We start from the raw sequence: 18685 nt of genomic DNA on the forward strand, positions 1-18685 counted from the left end.
CAAATGATGGACATCATCTCCAGGATCAATCGGATGAAGGAAATCTCGAAAGAGGCAAGGGGGAAGGGGAAAAAGATCGGGTTCGTTCCCACGATGGGTTTTCTCCATGAGGGACATCTGAGCCTTTTCCGAAGGGCCAGGGAGCTCTCCGACATCACAATTGCTTCGATCTTCGTGAACCCGGCTCAGTTCGGCCCAGCCGAGGACTTCGATAAATATCCAAGGGACCTGGCAAGGGACGTCGATCTGACGGTTGCCGAAGGGGTGGACTATCTCTTCACGCCGGCGGTGGAGGAGGTATATCCAGAAGGATACTTCACGTACGTCGAAGTCAAGAGGCTCAGCGACACCATGTGCGGCCGGAGCCGGCCTGGCCATTTCCGCGGGGTGACGACCATAGTACTGAAACTCTTCAACATCGTTCTTCCAAGCTTCGCCATCCTTGGTCAGAAGGATGCCCAGCAGGCTATCATCATCAAGAAGATGGTAAAAGACCTGAACATGAATGTGGAGATCGTCGTGGCTCCGACCGTCAGGCACGAGGATGGCCTTGCGATGAGTTCCAGAAATTATTACCTCTCCATGGAGGAGAGGAAGGCAGCCACCATTCTCTACAGGTCGCTGATAGAGGCACAAAGGTTGATAAATGATGGAGAGAAAGATGCGGAAGCGATAGAGATCGGGATGAGAAAGCTCATCGAGGACGAACCTCTGGCAAGAATTGATTACATCTCCATCACGGATACGGCACAACTCGAGCACCTATCCAAGATCTCTGGCGAAGTTCTGATCGCCCTGGCCGTCTTCATCGGCAATACGCGTCTCATCGACAATATCATCGTGAATGCCTAGAATAAAATGGCAAGGGGAAATCGGAACAGGATGCCTATGCATTAGATGGATTTGATGATGAGTAATTATCTGAGAGATGGAGAATAAGATGAGAAGAGAGTTGCTCAGGGCCAAGATCCACAGGATTACGGTCACTGAAAGGAACGTCCATTATGAGGGAAGTCTCACGCTCGATGCTGACCTAATCGATGCGGCAAAGATGGTTCCCTATGAGAGGATCGATGTTTACAACGTCAACAGCGGCCACCGGTTCAGTACCTACGTCATCGAAGGGAAAAGGGGAAGCGGAGCTTGCTGTGTCAACGGAGCGGCCGCTCACCTTGCCGATCCGGGAGACTTACTCATCGTGGCGTCCTACTCGCTGATGGAAGACTCCGAGATAAAAGGCCACAAGCCAATCATCATCGTCGTAGATTCCAGAAACCGGATCAAAGAGATCAAGGCCATCGAGGAAGAGCGCAGGACGGCCAGTCAAGATGCCTGACCAATTTTATCTGGCGGTGAAGCAGATCGTCTAATACTGAAGAGGATGCTCTAAGTACCGCTTACCGACATTTCTTTGAGAAGAAGGGTCACGCCGCCGCCGGACCAGAGGGAGAATTTCAGGTCGTTCCCCACTGCTTCCACAGATTCAAGCAGCGTCAACAGATTCCCGGAAATAGCTATCTTCTGGACCGGGTATGAGAGCCTTCCATTTTCTATGACTCTTCCAGCCGCTCCCAGAGAGAAATCTCCTGTGATGGTATCCGCGGTGTGGAGTCCGAGGAGGTCGGTGATGTAAATTCCGCTATTTACACTCCCGATGATCTCTTCAGGCGGATGAGAGGAAGGCTTCACGTAGAGATTAGATATGCCGATCTTTGGGGAGCTCAAAGAAGAGTTTCTCACGCAATTCGACGTGTGGTCCAGATTCATCTTGAGAGCCGTCTGGTAGTTGTGCAGGTAGTTCTCGAGATGCCCCTCGCGGATGATAAACGTCTCCCGGGTTGGAACTCCTTCTCCATCGAAAGGGGCGGCGAAAAATCCTTCGCTTTTCCTGCCATCGTCTATCAGCGTAAGCGTCGTCGAAGCGATCTTCTTCCCGAGCTTTCCTATCAGAAGCGATTTGTTCTTCAAGACCTTCTTGGCTGAAAATATCAAGGCCGTCTCCGCGAGAAGATTGGCTGCCATCTCGTTGCTCAGGACCACCTTGGTCTTTGCCGTCTTGAAATCCCTTGCTCCCAATTTGTCAAGTGCCTTTCTAGCCGCAATTCTTCCGATCTCTTCCGGGTCTATATCGTCCATCGTCAGGCCGAAAGCATGATGGGAACCAGCTTGCGATGACCTGCCATCCGTTGCGGAGAGCTCGATGTAGCCTGCTGCCCGTCCCGCTCTGTAGAAAAGATCGACTCCTGCCGTGTTGGCCAGATAGATATCGCCGATGAAATCCTTATAAGTTGCCTCACGTACCTTCTCGATCCTTGGGTCGAGCTTTCTTGCGCTTTCTTCGATTCGCGCAGCGAAGGCAATCTTTCTTGAAGCCAGGATTTCCAGAATAGAGGCATTGAAAGATTCTAATGGATCAACGGCCATCGGCGGTGGAAGGATGTTTGAATCATCCTCCGACGAGAGCAGAGAAAAATCATAGGCGTTCTGGATCGTCGCATGCAGAGATCCCTCTGACAGGTCGGAAGTGTAAGAAAAACCGATTCTCTTCTTGTGGAAGACTCTTATCCCGCATCCCCTTTCCTCTCGCTCCTCAAGAGTGTCCACTTTGCCAGAGGAAACGGTGATCTTTGTTCTTCGGCTATTAATGAGAAAAACTTCTCCCTCGATTCCTTTCGCTTTGAAGAGGTTCAGACATTTATGTATGACTTCATTCATAAAATCAATGTGCAGAGCCTCCGACGACGATACCAGGAACCCTGATAGTCGGTTGTGCGTTGGTGACCGGAGAGGATTGTCCCCCCTTTCCGCAGGTTCCACTCTGGAAACCCATGTCGTTACCTACGGCATCTATCTTGTTCAGTATCTCTGGACCATTTCCCGTAAGGATGGCATCCCTGATCGGCTCACAGACTTTTCCATCCCTGATCATGTAAGCTTCGCTACAGTGAAAGACGAAATTTCCAGAGATCGTATCCACTTCGCCACCTCCCATATCTGCAACGAAAATTCCTTCCTTCACCTGCGCGATGATCTGCTTCGGATCCATCGTTCCCGGAGCTATGTAAGTGTTCCTCATCCTGGGTATGGGAAGGTGCCTGTAGCTTTCCCTTCTCCCGTTACCCGTAGGCAGCATCTTCATCTTCTTTGCCGTCTTCTTCGAATGCAGAAACCCTTTGAGGATTCCGTTTTCTATCAGCACGATCTTTTGAGCTGGGATTCCCTCCTCATCGAATTTGGAAGAGCCTCTAAGATTTGGCATGGTTCCGTCGTCAACGACCGTGATCATCCCGGCGGCAACCTTCTGACCCAGCTTTCCGGAGTAAACCGAAAGCCCCTTTTCGATGAAGTCGGCTTCGAGACCGTGCCCGCATGCCTCATGGATCATTGTTCCCCCGGCCTTTGAGGAAATAACGACGGTGAATGTTCCGGCAGGAGCTGGTCCCGCTTCGAACTGCACGACTGCGATCCTCGCCGCCTCCGTTGCGACATCTTCAGGCTTGATTTGATCAAAGATCTCAAAACCGGATGTCCGGGATGCCGTTTCCCATCCGCTTCTTATCATGTCATCCTTCCTGCCTACCGCGAGAACAGCAAGAGAAACTATAGTTATCGTATCATGCGAGAGAAGTCCTTCCGAATCGGCTACTATAAAATCTTTCACGGAATCGATATACTGCGCTGTTACCTGGACAATCCTGTTGCTATAGGCACGCGCTGCCGAATCGGCTCTTTTCAATATCTCCACTTTTTTCTCGATTGGAACCTGCATGGGATTGATCTGAACAGGGGAGATCTCCTGACGAGGAACAAATTTCAATAGAGGGATAGTCCCTTTGCCGGAACTTTCTACATCGCTTATGAGTTTCCGGGTAAGGTACATGATGCTTTCGAAGTCTGTTTCATTTCCATTGGCGAAATAGGTAGTGTCATCTTTAATGATCCGCAGCGCTACCCCTCCCTCAATCCCCCCAGTGGCATCATCAAGCTCGCCTCCATCATAGGTGAGATACGTACACTCTCTCCTCTCCATGTAGATCTCGGCGAAATCCCGGCCCCGTGCCATGAGAGATAGGATCTCACCAAGCTCTTCGAAATGAATCATCTTATTTTGATTCATATCTTTTTTGATTTTACAAGAAACGGCTTACAGAAGGACTGCTGCGATCTTCTACGATTATTTCATATGAAATCGGATAGAAGCTTTGCCTGAAGATTCCTGGTCTGTAGTTCCACCTCCCCAAAAGGGCAATCGGTATTGATGAGATAATCGGCATATCCAATCTTCTCGTCCATTGGCATCTGTGAGTTTATCCTCGCCAGAGCTTCCTCGCGGCTCGTCCCATCCCGTTCCACGATCCTCTTGATCTGAGTATCACGAGAGCAATGGACGACGATGAGTCTGTCATAACTCGTGTAGAAGCCTGTTTCAACAAGGAGCGCCGCTTCAGTAATTACTATCCTTTTGTTCCTCTCGGCGATCTCCTTTTTGAGTATCTCGGATATGTATCTTGCCGTCAGGATCTCCAGTTCTTCTCGGACCAGAGGGTGAATGATGGCGTTAAGATAGGCAAGAGCCAGCTTATCTTTAAAGACGATGTCGGCCAATTTCTTGCGATCGATCTTCCCGCTCTCAATGATTGAATTGCCGAATGTTTCGATGACTTTGCAGAAAGCTCTTCCATCCGGCTCTATAAGTCTGTGGGCGATTGCATCAGCATCGATCACGAAGATTCCGAGTGAGGAGAGAATTTTTGACACGGTGCTCTTCCCGGAAGCGATCCCGCCCGTTAATCCCACCTCCAGGAATCCCCTTTTCATCTCGATCCTTCTTCTCCCTTCTTATTCTTTTCAGCTTTCCATTTTTGATTTAAAAAAACTTTATGCAAACAATTTTACTCCTGAATTCTATCCTGAGATGCCTGATTTTAGCTTAGTGGATTCAATAGTGTTCTTCAACAGCATGGCGATGGTGAGAGGGCCGACTCCGCCCGGGACTGGCGTCAGATATCCTGCCTTTGCCTGTGCCTGAAGGGGATGAACATCTCCGACGATCGTTGATCCTCTCTCACGTACCTGCTTCAACCTCTCTTCACTCTCGCCGAAGAGTTCTTTCACTTCATTTTCGTCGGTGACCCTGTTAATCCCTACATCAACAACTACGGCACCCTCCTTGATATAATCGCCGGTCACCATGGCCTTCTTTCCGATAGCAGCAACCAGAATATCGCCGGTAGCCGCCACAGCCGGCAGATTCTGAGTTCTGGAATGGCAGACGGTCACGGTGGCATGCTCTCTCAGAAGGAGAATAGCCATCGGTTTCCCAACGATGTTGCTCCTGCCAAGGACGACGGCATGCTTTCCCTTCATGGGAATCTCATACCATTTGAGAAGCTCGATGATGCCTGCCGGCGTGCAGGGGAGAAATCCATTAAGACCGATTAGTAATCTCCCCGCATTCACGGGATGAAAGCCATCCACATCCTTGTCAGGATCGATGCTCATGATGACACTGTGCTCGTCGAGATGATTCGGAAGCGGAAGCTGGACTAGAATACCATGCACATTCCTGTCTTTGTTCAATCGCGTGACTGTAGAGAGCAATGTCTCCATTGACGTATCCTTTGGCATCCGGATGACTTCGGAGCTCATACCAGCCTGTTGGGTTGCCTTTTCCTTGTTTCTGACGTAGATCTGCGATGCAGGGTTCTCGCCTACGAGGATGACTGAAAGCTTTGGGACGATCCCTCTAGTCTCCCTTAAGTACCGGGCCTCTTCACTCACTTCTGCTCTGATCTTTTCCGCTACCGTCGTCCCATCCAGAATCTTTGCTCCCATATTTTTTCCTGAAAATCGTTTTTAATCGCTTTTATTCTACTACTTTTGCTCTTCGGGCGTCCCAGTAAATATAGATTGAATCGATGATCATGATCCTCATCCATCGAGATGAGCTATATGCCTGCAGCACTTTCATGAGTCAATGAAAAAGTTCTTAAGCTTTGAACGCAGCAGCCTGCGATCCCGGGAAACTTCTCGATAACAGCAGAGCAGAAGCTTCGAAGACCTCGTCAACGGAGATCTCTTCGATGCAGTAAGGCCTTCCAGAGGGAGCCGGACTGCATTCTTTGAAGAAATCCTGCCTGCATGGGGCACAGGAAAACTTCTTGGTGATGGCTAAATACCGGGGAGCGTCTACAAATGGAGCCGTCTTTTCGGGAATCCCCGGACCGAAGATGGCAACAACGGGAGCGCCCACAGCGGCGGCGACATGCATCGGCCCGCTGTCGTTCCCGATGAAAAGCGAGCTCTTCTCGAGCAAAGCGCCGAACTCTTTAATGGAGATCTTCCCGGTCAGGTCCAGCGCTTTTGATCCGGTTGTCATCTTTGCCAGAATCTTTCCCGTTCCCTCTCGATCAACATTGCCTCCAGTGAGAACGATGCGGGCGCCGAGACGTTCATTAAGCCTGTCAGCAAGCTCTGCAAATCGCTCGTAATGCCACCGTCTTTCCGGCTTCGAGGCTCCAGGGTTAATGACAACCACGGGGAATGCATCTTTCCCGGGCAAGCCTTCCTTGCCGAGGATCTCCGAAGCCTTCTTTCTCTCTTCCTCTCCGAAATGGAAGTAAAGGTTTTTGTCCTTTATGTCGCATCCGATGAATCGGGCGATATCGAGAAAGTACTCGACGTGGTGTTTCATTCTTGCTTCGGTCGTCTCATGGATCTTGTGGGAGAGGAAAAAACCTCTCCGGTCGGTGTCGTAACCCACGCGCAGAGGTACCCCTGCAAGAAAGGAGAGGAAAGCCGCCTCGAAGGCTTTCTGGAAGAGGATGGCAAGGTCGAACTTCCGTTCTTTCAGTTCCTGGATCAATCTCCACCTACCCGTCAATCCCCTGTGCATCCCGAGGTTGTCGTATTCGATAAGCTCATCGTAGAACGGGTTTCCCTTCAAAGTCTCCACGACCCAGCTCCTGGCAAGGATTGATACCTTCGCATTGCTGAAATGTTCTCGAATGCTCCGCATGGCAGGGGAAATCATGACAACATCGCCGATCCAGTTATTCACCCGTATGAGAATCATCTTGATCCTTGCGGGATCGAATTTTTCTACATCTTTTATCTGCATTTCATTTCTTTGATGAAATCTTGAGTTTCTTTGAAGACGACTTCCGGTGTCAGGTTTTCGAAGCATGTTCCTTTCCGGCAGCTTCTCTTCCGGCAGGGGGAGCATGCAATCGCATCATCGTGCACGACTCTATAATGCTCTCCCCATGGAGCATTTATGACCGGGTCTGTCGGGCCGTAAAGAACTACGCATGGAGTCCTTACAGCGCAGGAGATGTGCATGGCTCCAGTATCCCCGCCGATGAAGAGATGGCATCTTCGTATCAACTCGGCAAGCTGTTTGAGGGAGGTTTCCGGCGCTATGCGGATCCTTTCCTGCAAGGAAGGAGAAAACCAGATCGAAGCTTTTGCTTTCCTGGCGATTTCCTGACACTCATCCATCTCTCCCGGACCCCATGCCAGGATCAGAGCGAATTCAGTGTTCTTCACAAGCATTCCTGCCAGTGATGCATAATTATCTGCGTCCCACTTCTTGTAAGCCTGTCTCCTGCTTGCTCCAGGATAGACGATGATTCTTTTATTGTCCTCGAGATTCTCGCGCTTCAGGAAACAATCGATGTAGATCCTATCCTCATCCGATACTACAATCTCAGCCTGTATTTCAAATTTTCCTTTATTCCTGCTTTCTTCCTTTATCTCACTCCTTATCTTGTCCTTAATCATTTCCTTCTCATCGCCAGCCATACTATCCTTCATCACGCTCGGCTTATTCCCTTTCATCTCTCCCGCTTCGATGCCAAAGTGTCTCAGGAGGGTGAAGTTTCTTTCCATCCGGCTGACCCTCTTCTGCCTCAGCGACATCCTGATGTTGTTGAAGAGGAAGTTGAATTCTCTCGAATATCTCGCAGTGTACCCGATCCTCTCGGCGGCTCCAGTTGCCAGGGAAATGATCCCGCTCTTGATCGAGGAGTGAAAATCTACAACAGTGTCGAACTTCTTTCTTCTCAACCCGGACAGGAATTTTGAAATCTCCGAAACCACTTCAGGAAGTTTAAAAGGATTCTTCAGAAGTTGAGCCCATCTCTGCCTCTCGGCGAGTATGATTTCGTCCAGATCGGGATTTCCGAGGAGGATTTCCAGAGATTTCTCCTCGACAGCCCAGGCGATCCATGCTGCCGGGAATCTCTTCCTGATGAGATGAAGCGAGGGAAGGGTCCTCACAACATCCCCGATAGCTCCCAGCCTCACGATCAATATTTTCGGTCGGCACTCCATTTTTTAAAATTATATATCATATTTGAACAGAAGTTTTGACAATCAGGGGGATAATCTGTTATAAATCAGCCTGAATAAAGGAAATGTGACATGGCCATTGACGAGAGGCTCCTCGAGATCCTTGCTTGTCCGGTCTGCAAGACGGCTGTCAAGCCCAAGGAGGATGGAAGCGGACTCAAGTGTATCCAGTGCAAGCGCGTCTATCCAGTGCGCGATGATATACCCATCATGCTCATCGATGAGGCAATAGTAGAAGAGGAATGAGATGAACGAGATTTCAAAGTCGCGTGCCAATGAGATCATCTCTGCCTTTCAGGGGAAGACTATCATCATCATCGGCGACATAATGCTGGATCGATACATCTGGGGAAGCGTGAGCAGGATCTCTCCGGAGGCTCCGGTACCCGTCGTGAAACTGAGCCGGGAGACGGCTCTGCTTGGAGGAGCGGGCAACGTTGTTTCCAACATCGCTTCACTTGGAGGCAAAGCTTCCTGCTTCTCAGTCATCGGTGATGACCATGCGGGAAAGGAGATCGTAAGGAAGCTCAAAAACATCGGGACGGATACTGATGGTCTCTTCGAGGATCATTCTCGCAAGACGACTATGAAGACGCGCGTCATTGCTCACAGTCAGCAGGTCGTCAGGATCGACCGGGAAATGGATCAGCCTCTCTCCAATGCCCTGGAGGCGAGGATGATAAAGAAAATCATCCAAAGGCTGGAAAAGTCCTGTTCATGTCTCATCATCTCCGACTACGACAAGGGAGTTATCACGAAGAGATTGTTGCGCAAAGTACTTCCGGTCGCCTGGAGGGCCAGGATCCCGGTGGCAATTGATCCCAAGCTGACCAATTTCCCTCATTACAAACCTGCCTCGATCATCACACCCAATCTGCTGGAGGCTTCCCGGGTGACGGCCATCGAATTCAAGAATAATCAAGACATCCTGAAGGCAGGCAATAAAATCATGAGAGAAAACCGATGCCGAGGCGTACTCATCACCATGGGAGAGAAAGGGATGCTCCTGTTCCAGAAAGGGGGAAAGCCCATCCAGATCCCGACCGTGGCAAAAGAGGTTTACGACGTGACAGGAGCGGGGGATACCGTCATATCGGCAATTGCACTATCCCTTGCTTCAGGTGCATCCCTCATGGAAGCTTCCATCATCGCCAACCATGCGGCGGGCATCGTTGTCGGGAAGATTGGAACCGCCATGGTCCATCCCGAAGAACTCCTCGAGTCATTATCCGTCTGAATTTATCTTGACTTGATTTATCACAGGGATTAATTTATAGATGAAAAATATCTCGCAGTTGTAAATGACTGGAGAATGTGATGAATACCATCTTTTCATCCGATGATATATATCCAGCCGAATTTGCCAGGATCGAAGGACTGAGCGTTCCCCAGATAATCCATTCAGTCTGCAAAAGCCGCGTGACCGGTGTTCTTCATTTTATAAGGGGAGAAGCGATCAAATCCCTGTATATCAGAGAGGGGAGCATCATCTTTGCCAGCTCTTCGGAATGGAGCGATCGTCTTGGTGGAATATTGCTCCAGAAAGGTAAGATCCGGTACTCTCATCTCGAAGACGCGATCCAGAAGCTTGGCAAGGGGAAAAGGATAGGAACCATCCTTGCTGATTCATCAGCGATGAATACGGAAGACGTGGTGGAAGGAGTCATCGACCAGGTGAAGAACATCATCTTCAGCGTCTTCAACTGGGATAGCGGCGCTTACCGATTTGTGGATGGAGAACTTCCAACCAACGAACTCATAACGTTGAACCTGAGCACGTTCGAAATAATCCTACAGGGGGTTCAGAGAATAACGGATTTCAAGATCCTTCTCAGATCTCTTGGAAGCCTGAAGAAGAAGTTCATGCTGAGCCCGCAGTACGAAGTAGAAACCTATTCGCATTTCCTCCTGGCGGAGCAAGAAACGATCGTGGATAAACTCAGAAATCCATCCTCCGTCGAGGAGATCCAGGAACAGACCGGACTCGATACATTGTTCGTTGTCAAGACAATGGTCGCGCTGAAACTGCTGGACCTGATCGAGGAGGAATCATCTCCTGTCTTGAAAGCTTTCCTGCGGGGAGGCGGTTTCCGCGGGAACCTGGAAACTCTGGATATTATCGACCTGTTCGGTAGACTGATCACCTCACGCCAGAGCGGTACTCTCTACCTCCATGGAGAATCATTGCAGGTGGGACTCCGGTTAAAAGAAGGGAAGCTCTTATCCATATATATCCCCGATGAGGATGTTTCCTTCCTCTATTTCCTGGCTTTTAAGGGTGGAAAAGAGCGGGTCTCCTTTCTGAGGAGGATCTCCGAATTCTCCAAGGACGATTCCGAGTGCGGACGGGCCATTGAAGAAGAGTTTGCAAGGGAAGAGATACAACAGGAGCAGAAGAAGTTTGCTTCAACGATAATCTCCGATGTTATGAAACTCGAGAAGGGAGAGTTCACCTTTCTGGATGAGGAGCCGCCTGCCCCCGGGATTCCGGTGGACATCGCCCTTGAGAATCTTATCATGGATTACATGTATCATATCGGAAGCTGGCCGAGAGTCCGCAGGGGATGCGGCGAGCTCGATACTATCCTGCGCATCACTGCCGCTTATCTTGACATCATGGACAGGATCACGGTCAGTAAGGTCCTATGGGATATCGTTTCCCGGCTTCATAATCCATCGACAGTCCAAGAAATTCTATCCTCCTTCGAAATGAAGGAGTTCGAGATGTGTCGCCTCTTGTGGGTTCTTCAAGTCCTGGGAGTCATCAGGCGGGTTGAGGCCAGCGAGATAGAGGTCGAACAGCCAGCATTATCAGCAACTAAGAAAAAGGAGGAGACCGTGAAACTGGAATCAGGGATCGAGCATGCAATTGAAGCAATTCCATGGAAGCGTGAGGGGGATCTGGAAGGAGAAGAAGATAATGAAATTGGATGGGCAAAAGAAGGGAAGAAGGAAGAAGAGGCTAAAGCGGAGACAGAACAGGAGCGAGCGATGAAGATCGGCGAAAATGCTGGTGTCGTTGAAGAAGCGGAAGCAGGGAAGGAGGAAATCCCCGAGGAGGAAATCGAGATCGACGAGGCGATCCTTGATGACATAGAGAAGTTCAACGAGAAGCAAAGATACCTATTCGAGAAGATCAGGGCTGAAATGGGAGCGGGTGCAAGGAATTTCATCAACTACTGCCGGAACAAAGTCGGAGACGCGCTGAAAAATCCTTTCATAGATCTGAATATCACGCAGATCGGTGAATGGGATGCGAAGGCACTGGCGAAGAGGATCGTCCAGAATGAGATCGATGATTATCGGTCCGGCTTCGATATGCTCCTCGCCGCTGAACTTGATATGGTTGGCAAGCTCATCTCGCGAAGGAAGCAGGAAGAGCTCGGCAGGGGACTGAAAGAAATCGAGAAGCGGCAGGTTGAGATAGAGTAAAGGTCAAAGCCTGAATGATTCCCAGCTTCCGCACTGGGGGCATTTCCATAAAAAGTCGTTTGACTGAAAGCGGCATTCTTTGCAGAGATAAGGGTCTGTAAAGAGAGGAGGCTCCCAGATCTTGAGATCCTTCGTGAATGCTCTGGCTTCCTGGGATTCTCCGGAGAGGAGTTTAAGGAGCTGCTTCTGCACGGAACGAGAGTGAGGGTTGATCATGAAAGCTTCCTTGCAGTACCTCTTGGCAATGTCCATCTGGTTGCCCATAAGATAATGCTCGGAAAGGAAAAGCCTCGTCTGCCAGTCATCGGAATTCCCTCTGAGGAGTTTCAGACAAATCTTCTCGATCCGGGTCGGTTCCGAGAGAGCATCCAGAGCCTCTTTCAGCCGCTCTAAGATGATTGGTCTGTATCCGGAATACTTTTCTAGTAGCGATTCCCATTCTTCCATCGCTTTTTCGTGTTTTCCCATTCTGAAATGGATATCGCCGGTATTCAGCCGAGCAGCAGGAATATCCTCGTCAATGGATAATGCTTTCCTGAAGAGCTTCAACGCTTCATCAAGGTTGCCATCGAAGAACTTCTCGATTCCGAATTCAGTGTAAAGATGGGCCAGCTTTATGTCTTCAATCCCGGGGTCCACCTTCATCAATCTCTGGCAGATCTCGATGGCTCTTTCCAGCTTCTTTTCCTTCTCATAGAGATCGAGGAGTTCCTTGAGAGAGTCACGGTTCTTATCATCGATCTCGAGAGCCTCCATATACGACCGGATCGCTCTATCGTTTATGCCAGCAAAGGAGTAATCTCGTCCGAGAGAGTTGAGCACCATGACTTTCTGGCTCTCCGTCAGATCGGAACGGAATCTCAGTGGAGTGTGGATCTTGATTGCCTTTTCTGGCTCTCCCTTTTCTCTGTAAATATCGCCAAGGAGGAGAAAGAGTTCAAAAGATTTAGTCCTATGTTTCGCCGCTGAAGTTAGAGATGCGACAGCCCTGTTGAAGTCTCCCATGCCAAGGCTTCTCATCCCCGCCGAGTAGAGCCTCTCGTATTCATCAAGGCCCACTTTTTTCGGTCGGGACGAGAAAAGTTTCCTGTAGAGCCACATGCCCATCAGGAGCCCCAGGAAGAAGACGAGAAAGGTGTAGTACAGGATACGCATCAGAGGATCTCTTTATTTGCTTTCGAAGTCGGTGAGGATTCTTCCCTGGAAATCTCCGAGATGGAGAGGTTCCTCAGGTAATCCAATTCGCTCTCCATCCTCTTGATGGTCTTCTTCAATCTCATGTTGTTGAGCCTAAGGTTCATCCCCTCCACGAGGGCAATGATCCCAGTGTAGATGGCTCCGAAGAGGACGGCGAAGATGACGACGAGGAAGAGCGGAACGTCGGAATAAATGTACGGTTCGGTGAAAAATATGCTGACGTTTACCCTTTCACTGAGATTGAAAAGGGTGAAGGCTACAATCAGTACGAAAAGAAAAACGGTCAGGATGATGACGAGAAGACGCATGGTTCTCCTCCATAGTTTGTGTCTTTTTAGATCATGAAATGTATCTTTTTTAGATCATGGTTTTCTTTGATATGATAAATAGATTACGTTGAAACCCACTCACGATATATAGCGCTTCATGAGTGCATTCCACTTCCCCTGCGCCTTGATAATGAGGTCGATGACTTCCCGGATGGCTCCCCTGCCTCCACTGGATGATGTCGTGTAAATAGCGTATGGAAGAATAGCAGGATGGGCATCGGCTACGGCAGCCGGAAAACCGACCCTTTTCATTATGGGGATATCGATGATATCATCTCCAATGAAGCCGACCTCTTCGTCTTTTAATGAAAGTCTGTCAATGATTTCCATGTAAATCTTGATCTTTTCTTTCTTCCCCTGATGGATCTCATCCATGCCGAGTTCCTCGCCGCGGCGGGCGACGGCCTCGCTGACCCGACCGGTGATGAGCCCCGTCTTTATCCCGACGCGCTGGGCGATCTTGATCCCTACCCCATCCTTGGCATCGAACTCCTTGGCTTCCGCACCGTTACTTGAGAAGATGACCTTCCCATCGGTCATGACGCCATCAACGTCCATTAACAACAGCTTGACCTTCTTTGCCCTCTCCCTGATTTCGTCCTTCATATTCCATTCCTCTCTTCTCACCTTCACATCAATCCCTCCCCTGAAGGCGGAAGATTTTCAACAGCAGGGGCATCCTGCCTCGGATTCATTTTAAAACATCTGGATGCGCCACAGGTCGTGGATCTGTATGATCCCCTCGAGCCTACCCTCGCTGTTGACAACCGGGATAGAAGTGATCTTCCTTGCCTCCATAATGTTCAGGGCTGCCGTCGCCAGCTCATTCCTCGAAATAGTGACTGGCGTTCTCGTCATGCAGTCCTCGATTTTTTTCTCAAGAGGGTACTTTTCTCTTTCCAGCAGTCTCCTGAGGTCTCCATCAGTGAGAATCCCGACAAGCCTGCCCTGTTCGTCGAGGACGGTGGTAACGCCGAGTTTCTTCCTGGTCATCTCTAGAATGACCTCTCTCATGAGGGTGCTTATCGTTACGACTGGCATCTCGTCTCCCACATGCATGAGGTTTTCCACCTTCATCAACTTCTTACCAAGCTTGCCGCCAGGATGGAGCATGGCGAAATCGTCAGCCGTGAACCCCTTCTTCTCGGCAAGGGCAAGCGCAAGTGCATCTCCCATTGCGAGGGATGCGGTCGTGGAGGCCGTCGGGACGAGTCCCATCGGGCAAGCCTCCTGTTTGATGCCAACGTTGAGAGCGATATCGCTGTGTCTCGCCAGAGTCGATTCTGGATCACCGGTCATGGAGATGAGCCTGACGTCAAGGCGCTTGATCGTCTCGAGAAGGCGCAGGAGCTCTTCCGTCTCGCCGCTGTTGGATATGGCGATGACGACATCGCCGGCTGCGATCATCCCGAGATCTCCGTGGATTGCTTCCGCTGGGTGCATGAATAGGGCAGGAGTTCCCGTGCTCGCCAGAGTGGCTGCGATCTTATGGCAGATGATCCCGGATTTCCCCATTCCGGTCAGGACGACACGTCCCGTGCACTTGGCGATGAGTTCTACTGCCTTCGCGAAGTTCTCGTCGAGACGCGGGATGAGCTCTCTTATTGCCTCCGCCTCGATCTCCAAAACCTTTTTCGCAGTCTTTACATAAGACATATCGATCTTTCTTATCTCGTAAATTAACTAAAGCCTTTTAACTGCATTTATCAACCCACCATCTTAAAAGTTTTTAAAACTTTACTGCAGAATCAATCACTTTTAAAACAAAGAGAAGGTCTTTAATTTTCTTGATATTGAAGATGGTGGCGGGGTCGCTGAGGGCTTTCGAGGGGTTGTCGTGCACTTCGAAGAAGACCCCATCCACGCCGGCGGCAACGGCTGCGCGCGCGATGGCCGGGACGAATTCAACGTCTCCGCCGGACATCTTCCCTTCGCCACCGGGACGTTGTAGCGAGTGTGTGGCGTCGAAAGCCACAGGGTATCCTAACCCCCTCAAGATCGGCAGGCTTCGCATGTCGACGACCAGGTTGTTGTAACCGAATGTCGTTCCCCTCTCAGTAACGATGATGTTCCTGTTTCCCGCCCGCTCCACCTTACCGATGATGTTCTTCATCTCCCAGGGGGAGAGAAACTGTCCCTTCTTGATATTGATGACCTTTCCGGTTCTTGCGGCTGCCAGGATAAGGTCAGTCTGGCGACATAGGAATGCGGGAATTTGAATGATGTCAAGGACATCGGCTGCCGGAAAAGCATGGGTCTTCTCGTGGATGTCCGAAAGGACCGGAAGAGAAAATTTTTCTTTAACTTTTGTCAGGATCTTGAGTCCCGCGGTCAAGCCGGGACCTCTGTAAGAATCTATGGATGTTCTGTTTGCCTTATCGAACGAGGCCTTAAAGACGAAAGGAAGTTTCACTACCTCGGAGATCCTTTTTATCCTCTCCGCCAGCCTCAGAGTATGTGCCTCGCTTTCGATCACGCAGGGACCAGCTATGATTAAAAGGGGAGCTTCCCCTCCTATGGAAACCTTGTCTGTTATCTTGATCTCTCTCGTGGGCATCTCCATCTGATATCTCTTATCCATCCTGGCTTCTCAACTATTCATAGGAACTTTAAGACCGCTGTTCACTTTCCTTCGAGCAGGTGAGTTTCTTCAGCCGTGTCTCTCTGTATCTGTAACTGGAGGCAATGAAATCTCTGAAGAGAGGGTGGGGATGCAGAGGCTTGGATTTGAACTCCGGATGGAACTGGCAGGCAAGAAACCAGGGATGCTCTTCCCAGACCTCGATGATTTCTATGAATTTCCCGTCGGGAGAAAGCCCGGTGATCTTAAGCCCCTTCGATCTCAGTGCATCGAGGTACTCCCTGTTGACCTCATAGCGGTGTCTGTGCCTCTCCTCAATCAGTTCCTTCCCGTAAGCCTTCAGCGCGAAGGAATCCGGCGAGAGGAGGCAGGGATATTTCCCCAGCCTCATGGTTCCACCATACTCTTCCACATTGAGAAGATCTCTCAGCTTGTAGATGACCTTGTGAGGCGACTCCTCGTTGAACTCCGTCGAGTCGGCTCCTTCTAGGCAGCAGACGTTCCTTGCAAATTCGATGACGGCGCATTGGAGGCCCAGGCAGATGCCGAAGAAGGGGATCTTCTCTTCTCTGGCGATCCGGATTGCTTCGATCATGCCGGTGACGCCACGGATCCCGAACCCTCCCGGAACGAGGATCCCATCGACCTTTGCCAGCTCGCCCTTCAACCTCCCGTTGGCGATCTCTTCAGCCTCGATCCATTTCAGGTTTACCTTGAGGTTGTTCGCGATTCCGCCATGAAAGAGGGCTTCGTTGAGGCTCTTGTAGGAGTCCTCATAGGAGACGTACTTCCCGACGATCCCGATGATGACTTCGTCCTTCGGATTCTTGATCTTATAAACCAGTTCCTCCCAGTCTTTGAGATTCTTCTTCCGGTATGGGAGGTCGAGAAGCTTCATGATGATCTCGTCTATCCCCTCCTGGCTCAGGTAGAGGGGAACCTCGTAGATTGTATCCACGTCCTTTGCGGTGATGACGGCATCCTCTGTGACGTTGGTGAACAACGCAAGTTTCCTCTTCAGCTCCGGCGGGATGGGGCGTTCGCAGCGGCACAACAGGATATCCGGCTGGATACCAATGGCCCGAAGCTCTCTCACGGAATGCTGGGATGGCTTCGTCTTCAGCTCGTTCGATGCACGGATGTAAGGGACGAGCGTCAGGTGGATGAAGATGGCGTTGGTCCGTCCTACGTCCAGCCTGAATTGCCTGATGGCTTCGAGAAATGGAAGCGACTCGATATCACCGACCGTCCCTCCAATCTCGCAGATCTGAACGTCCACTCCCTCAGAAACTTTCATGATTGATTCTTTGATCTCATCGGTGATGTGTGGAATGACCTGGACGGTGGATCCCAGATAATCACCCCTTCTTTCCCTTGTGATGACGGATTCGTAGATCTTGCCTGTAGTGAAGTTGTGGTTCTTCGACATGATCACGCTGGTGAACCGCTCGTAGTGCCCGAGATCGAGGTCCGTTTCTGCTCCGTCATCGGTAACGTAAACTTCGCCATGCTGGAAGGGTGACATCGTCCCTGGATCGACGTTTATGTATGGGTCATATTTCTGCAAGGTGACTTTGAAACCTCGCGCCTCGAGGAGCCTCGCGATTGAAGCCGAGGCGATTCCCTTTCCGAGCGATGAGACGACACCACCGGTGATGAAGATGTATTTTGTCCCCCTCTTGTTCCCTTTCATTTCCTCTTCCTTCCGGCATTATAGTTCATATTATTACTATTTTTTATATTATATAAAATATCGTCGTGTCGCGTGATCGCAGATTCATGTGCATGTCGTGCTGAATATCAGCAACGGCTTGAATTCTATTGATACCGGCAGACTTTCAACCTGCCCTGGTTCTTAATACCTTCTCTACTCTCATGATATCATCGGGGGTATCCACGCCGATCGATCTGAAGCCTGACTTGAGGACTTTGATCTTGATCCCCATTTCGAGGGCGCGGAGCTGCTCCAGCCCTTCGACCTCCTCGAGAGAGGAATATCTTATCTCAGCCAGCCGGAAAAGTGCCTCTTTCCTGTAGCCGTATATCCCCTGATGCTTGAGATAGCGAGCGATGAGATCGGGTCTTTTCTCCAGCTCTTCTTTGAAGTTCAGTTTCAACCTCCCCCCTGACTTGAAATAGGGGATGGGAGATCTAGAAAAGAATAGGGCGAACCCGTTCCTATCGGTCACGACCTTGACGATGTTGGGATCGAAAATCTCATCAGGCGAGCGAAAATCTTCGGCGAGAGTTGCCATTTCAAGCCCACTGTGTCTTCTGAATTCCTCGATCAGCATGTCCAGACTCGGTCCATCCACGAGAGGTTCATCTCCCTGGACGTTGATGACGACCTCGCAGGCTCTATTTTTGACGGCATCACGGGTCCTGTCCGTTCCGGAGCCATGCTCTCTGGAAGTTAAGATAACCTTTAAGGATTTGCCGCTGAAACTCCTCGCGACATCCATGATCCTCTCGTCATCGGTCGCAATGATGACCTCGTCGATCTGTCTGGCCTTCTGTACACCCTCGTAGACCCACTGCAGCATCGGTTTTCCTGAGATTTTGGCGAGAGGCTTTCCGGGGAATCTTGTGGATTGGTAACGGGCTGGAATGACGCAGGTTACATGCACAATCTTTTTTCTTCTTTCATAAAGGTGATTTATGATAACTTAACGCAAAAACAGAGTCAAAATATTTTTATTGCTTTTCTCTATTCTGAGAGAGGTGCTATCATATTAAATCTTTAGTAAAGGGATATCAGAAAAACAAAATGACCGCTTGAATAGATTTATTTATA

At 50.0% G+C, this 18685-nt stretch carries 18 protein-coding genes; 5 read left to right on the top strand and 13 right to left on the bottom strand.

The genetic code is table 11. The features are described 5' to 3' along the window. The first annotated feature begins 6 nt into the window (after window positions 1–6). Entirely contained in the window at window positions 7–852 is an 846-nt protein-coding gene (gene panC / locus AB1756_08610; GenBank protein ID MEW5807391.1) for a pantoate--beta-alanine ligase, read from the top strand. An 88-nt stretch (window positions 853–940) separates the two neighbouring features. Next, on the top strand, window positions 941–1336 hold the full coding sequence (panD, locus tag AB1756_08615) for an aspartate 1-decarboxylase (protein MEW5807392.1): 396 nt from the start codon (window positions 941–943) through the stop codon (window positions 1334–1336). Between the two features lie 50 nt (window positions 1337–1386). Here panD and AB1756_08620 read toward each other — a convergent pair whose 3' ends face one another. The 6 genes from AB1756_08620 to AB1756_08645 all read right to left on the bottom strand — a co-directional run bounded on the left by AB1756_08620 (window position 1387) and on the right by AB1756_08645 (window position 8307). Continuing rightward, a complete protein-coding gene (locus AB1756_08620; GenBank protein MEW5807393.1) occupies window positions 1387–2715 on the bottom strand; it encodes a TldD/PmbA family protein in 1329 nt (442 codons plus the stop codon). A gap of 4 nt (window positions 2716–2719) precedes the next feature. Beyond that, window positions 2720–4102 carry a TldD/PmbA family protein gene (locus AB1756_08625; protein MEW5807394.1) on the bottom strand — a complete coding sequence of 461 codons (1383 nt, stop codon included), beginning with the start codon at window positions 4100–4102 and terminating at the stop codon, window positions 2720–2722. Window positions 4103–4179: 77 nt separating this feature from the next. Further along, window positions 4180–4818: a dephospho-CoA kinase gene (gene coaE / locus AB1756_08630; protein ID MEW5807395.1), complete on the bottom strand. Its 639-nt coding sequence runs from the start codon at window positions 4816–4818 to the stop codon at window positions 4180–4182. An 87-nt stretch (window positions 4819–4905) separates the two neighbouring features. Continuing rightward, the gene (gene folD, locus AB1756_08635; protein MEW5807396.1) at window positions 4906–5835 is read right to left on the bottom strand and encodes a bifunctional methylenetetrahydrofolate dehydrogenase/methenyltetrahydrofolate cyclohydrolase FolD; all 930 of its coding nucleotides are present in this window, start codon (window positions 5833–5835) and stop codon (window positions 4906–4908) included. Window positions 5836–5989: 154 nt separating this feature from the next. Beyond that, window positions 5990–7120, bottom strand: coding sequence for a lipopolysaccharide heptosyltransferase II (waaF, locus tag AB1756_08640; GenBank protein ID MEW5807397.1), 1131 nt, complete (start codon window positions 7118–7120; stop codon window positions 5990–5992). After that, a complete protein-coding gene (locus tag AB1756_08645) occupies window positions 7111–8307 on the bottom strand; it encodes a glycosyltransferase family 9 protein (protein ID MEW5807398.1) in 1197 nt (398 codons plus the stop codon). Before AB1756_08645 ends, waaF begins: the two co-directional genes overlap by 10 nt. A gap of 117 nt (window positions 8308–8424) precedes the next feature. Here AB1756_08645 and AB1756_08650 point away from each other — a divergent pair, with 117 nt between their 5' ends. From AB1756_08650 to AB1756_08660, 3 genes are all read left to right on the top strand, one after another. Continuing rightward, window positions 8425–8598 carry a Trm112 family protein gene (locus AB1756_08650; GenBank protein MEW5807399.1) on the top strand — a complete coding sequence of 58 codons (174 nt, stop codon included), beginning with the start codon at window positions 8425–8427 and terminating at the stop codon, window positions 8596–8598. Between the two features lies 1 nt (window position 8599). Then, a complete protein-coding gene (gene rfaE1, locus AB1756_08655) occupies window positions 8600–9589 on the top strand; it encodes a D-glycero-beta-D-manno-heptose-7-phosphate kinase (GenBank protein ID MEW5807400.1) in 990 nt (329 codons plus the stop codon). 80 nt (window positions 9590–9669) lie between these two features. Next, complete coding sequence (locus tag AB1756_08660) at window positions 9670–11784, top strand: DUF4388 domain-containing protein (protein ID MEW5807401.1); 2115 nt, start codon at window positions 9670–9672, stop codon at window positions 11782–11784. 3 nt (window positions 11785–11787) lie between these two features. Here the strand turns inward: AB1756_08660 and AB1756_08665 are convergent, their stop codons facing one another. From AB1756_08665 to kdsB, 7 genes are all read right to left on the bottom strand, one after another. After that, window positions 11788–12939: a tetratricopeptide repeat protein gene (locus AB1756_08665; GenBank protein ID MEW5807402.1), complete on the bottom strand. Its 1152-nt coding sequence runs from the start codon at window positions 12937–12939 to the stop codon at window positions 11788–11790. Next, the gene (locus AB1756_08670; GenBank protein MEW5807403.1) at window positions 12939–13289 is read right to left on the bottom strand and encodes a LapA family protein; all 351 of its coding nucleotides are present in this window, start codon (window positions 13287–13289) and stop codon (window positions 12939–12941) included. Before AB1756_08670 ends, AB1756_08665 begins: the two co-directional genes overlap by 1 nt. Before the next feature lie 99 nt (window positions 13290–13388). Continuing rightward, window positions 13389–13943 carry an HAD family hydrolase gene (locus AB1756_08675; protein MEW5807404.1) on the bottom strand — a complete coding sequence of 185 codons (555 nt, stop codon included), beginning with the start codon at window positions 13941–13943 and terminating at the stop codon, window positions 13389–13391. 63 nt (window positions 13944–14006) lie between these two features. Further along, window positions 14007–14966, bottom strand: a complete 960-nt coding sequence (locus tag AB1756_08680) for a KpsF/GutQ family sugar-phosphate isomerase (protein ID MEW5807405.1) — start codon at window positions 14964–14966, stop codon at window positions 14007–14009. A 73-nt stretch (window positions 14967–15039) separates the two neighbouring features. Then, complete coding sequence (gene kdsA, locus AB1756_08685) at window positions 15040–15867, bottom strand: 3-deoxy-8-phosphooctulonate synthase (GenBank protein ID MEW5807406.1); 828 nt, start codon at window positions 15865–15867, stop codon at window positions 15040–15042. Between the two features lie 52 nt (window positions 15868–15919). After that, window positions 15920–17584, bottom strand: coding sequence for a CTP synthase (locus AB1756_08690; protein ID MEW5807407.1), 1665 nt, complete (start codon window positions 17582–17584; stop codon window positions 15920–15922). 145 nt (window positions 17585–17729) lie between these two features. Further along, a complete protein-coding gene (gene kdsB, locus AB1756_08695) occupies window positions 17730–18518 on the bottom strand; it encodes a 3-deoxy-manno-octulosonate cytidylyltransferase (protein ID MEW5807408.1) in 789 nt (262 codons plus the stop codon). Window positions 18519–18685 lie beyond the last annotated feature (167 nt).

This window comes from Acidobacteriota bacterium, from assembly GCA_040752675.1.
Lineage (GTDB): Bacteria > Acidobacteriota > Polarisedimenticolia > JBFMGF01 > JBFMGF01 > JBFMGF01.

Coding starts and splice junctions, on each gene's coding strand:
- panC (MEW5807391.1), top strand. CDS start 7: ATGGACATCATCTCCAGGATCAATCGGATGAAGGAAATCTCGAAAGAG.
- panD (MEW5807392.1), top strand. CDS start 941: ATGAGAAGAGAGTTGCTCAGGGCCAAGATCCACAGGATTACGGTCACT.
- AB1756_08620 (MEW5807393.1), bottom strand. CDS start 2,715: ATGAATGAAGTCATACATAAATGTCTGAACCTCTTCAAAGCGAAAGGA.
- AB1756_08625 (MEW5807394.1), bottom strand. CDS start 4,102: ATGATTCATTTCGAAGAGCTTGGTGAGATCCTATCTCTCATGGCACGG.
- coaE (MEW5807395.1), bottom strand. CDS start 4,818: ATGAAAAGGGGATTCCTGGAGGTGGGATTAACGGGCGGGATCGCTTCC.
- folD (MEW5807396.1), bottom strand. CDS start 5,835: ATGGGAGCAAAGATTCTGGATGGGACGACGGTAGCGGAAAAGATCAGA.
- waaF (MEW5807397.1), bottom strand. CDS start 7,120: ATGCAGATAAAAGATGTAGAAAAATTCGATCCCGCAAGGATCAAGATG.
- AB1756_08650 (MEW5807399.1), top strand. CDS start 8,425: ATGGCCATTGACGAGAGGCTCCTCGAGATCCTTGCTTGTCCGGTCTGC.
- rfaE1 (MEW5807400.1), top strand. CDS start 8,600: ATGAACGAGATTTCAAAGTCGCGTGCCAATGAGATCATCTCTGCCTTT.
- AB1756_08660 (MEW5807401.1), top strand. CDS start 9,670: ATGAATACCATCTTTTCATCCGATGATATATATCCAGCCGAATTTGCC.
- AB1756_08665 (MEW5807402.1), bottom strand. CDS start 12,939: ATGCGTATCCTGTACTACACCTTTCTCGTCTTCTTCCTGGGGCTCCTG.
- AB1756_08670 (MEW5807403.1), bottom strand. CDS start 13,289: ATGCGTCTTCTCGTCATCATCCTGACCGTTTTTCTTTTCGTACTGATT.
- AB1756_08680 (MEW5807405.1), bottom strand. CDS start 14,966: ATGTCTTATGTAAAGACTGCGAAAAAGGTTTTGGAGATCGAGGCGGAG.
- kdsA (MEW5807406.1), bottom strand. CDS start 15,867: ATGCCCACGAGAGAGATCAAGATAACAGACAAGGTTTCCATAGGAGGG.
- AB1756_08690 (MEW5807407.1), bottom strand. CDS start 17,584: ATGAAAGGGAACAAGAGGGGGACAAAATACATCTTCATCACCGGTGGT.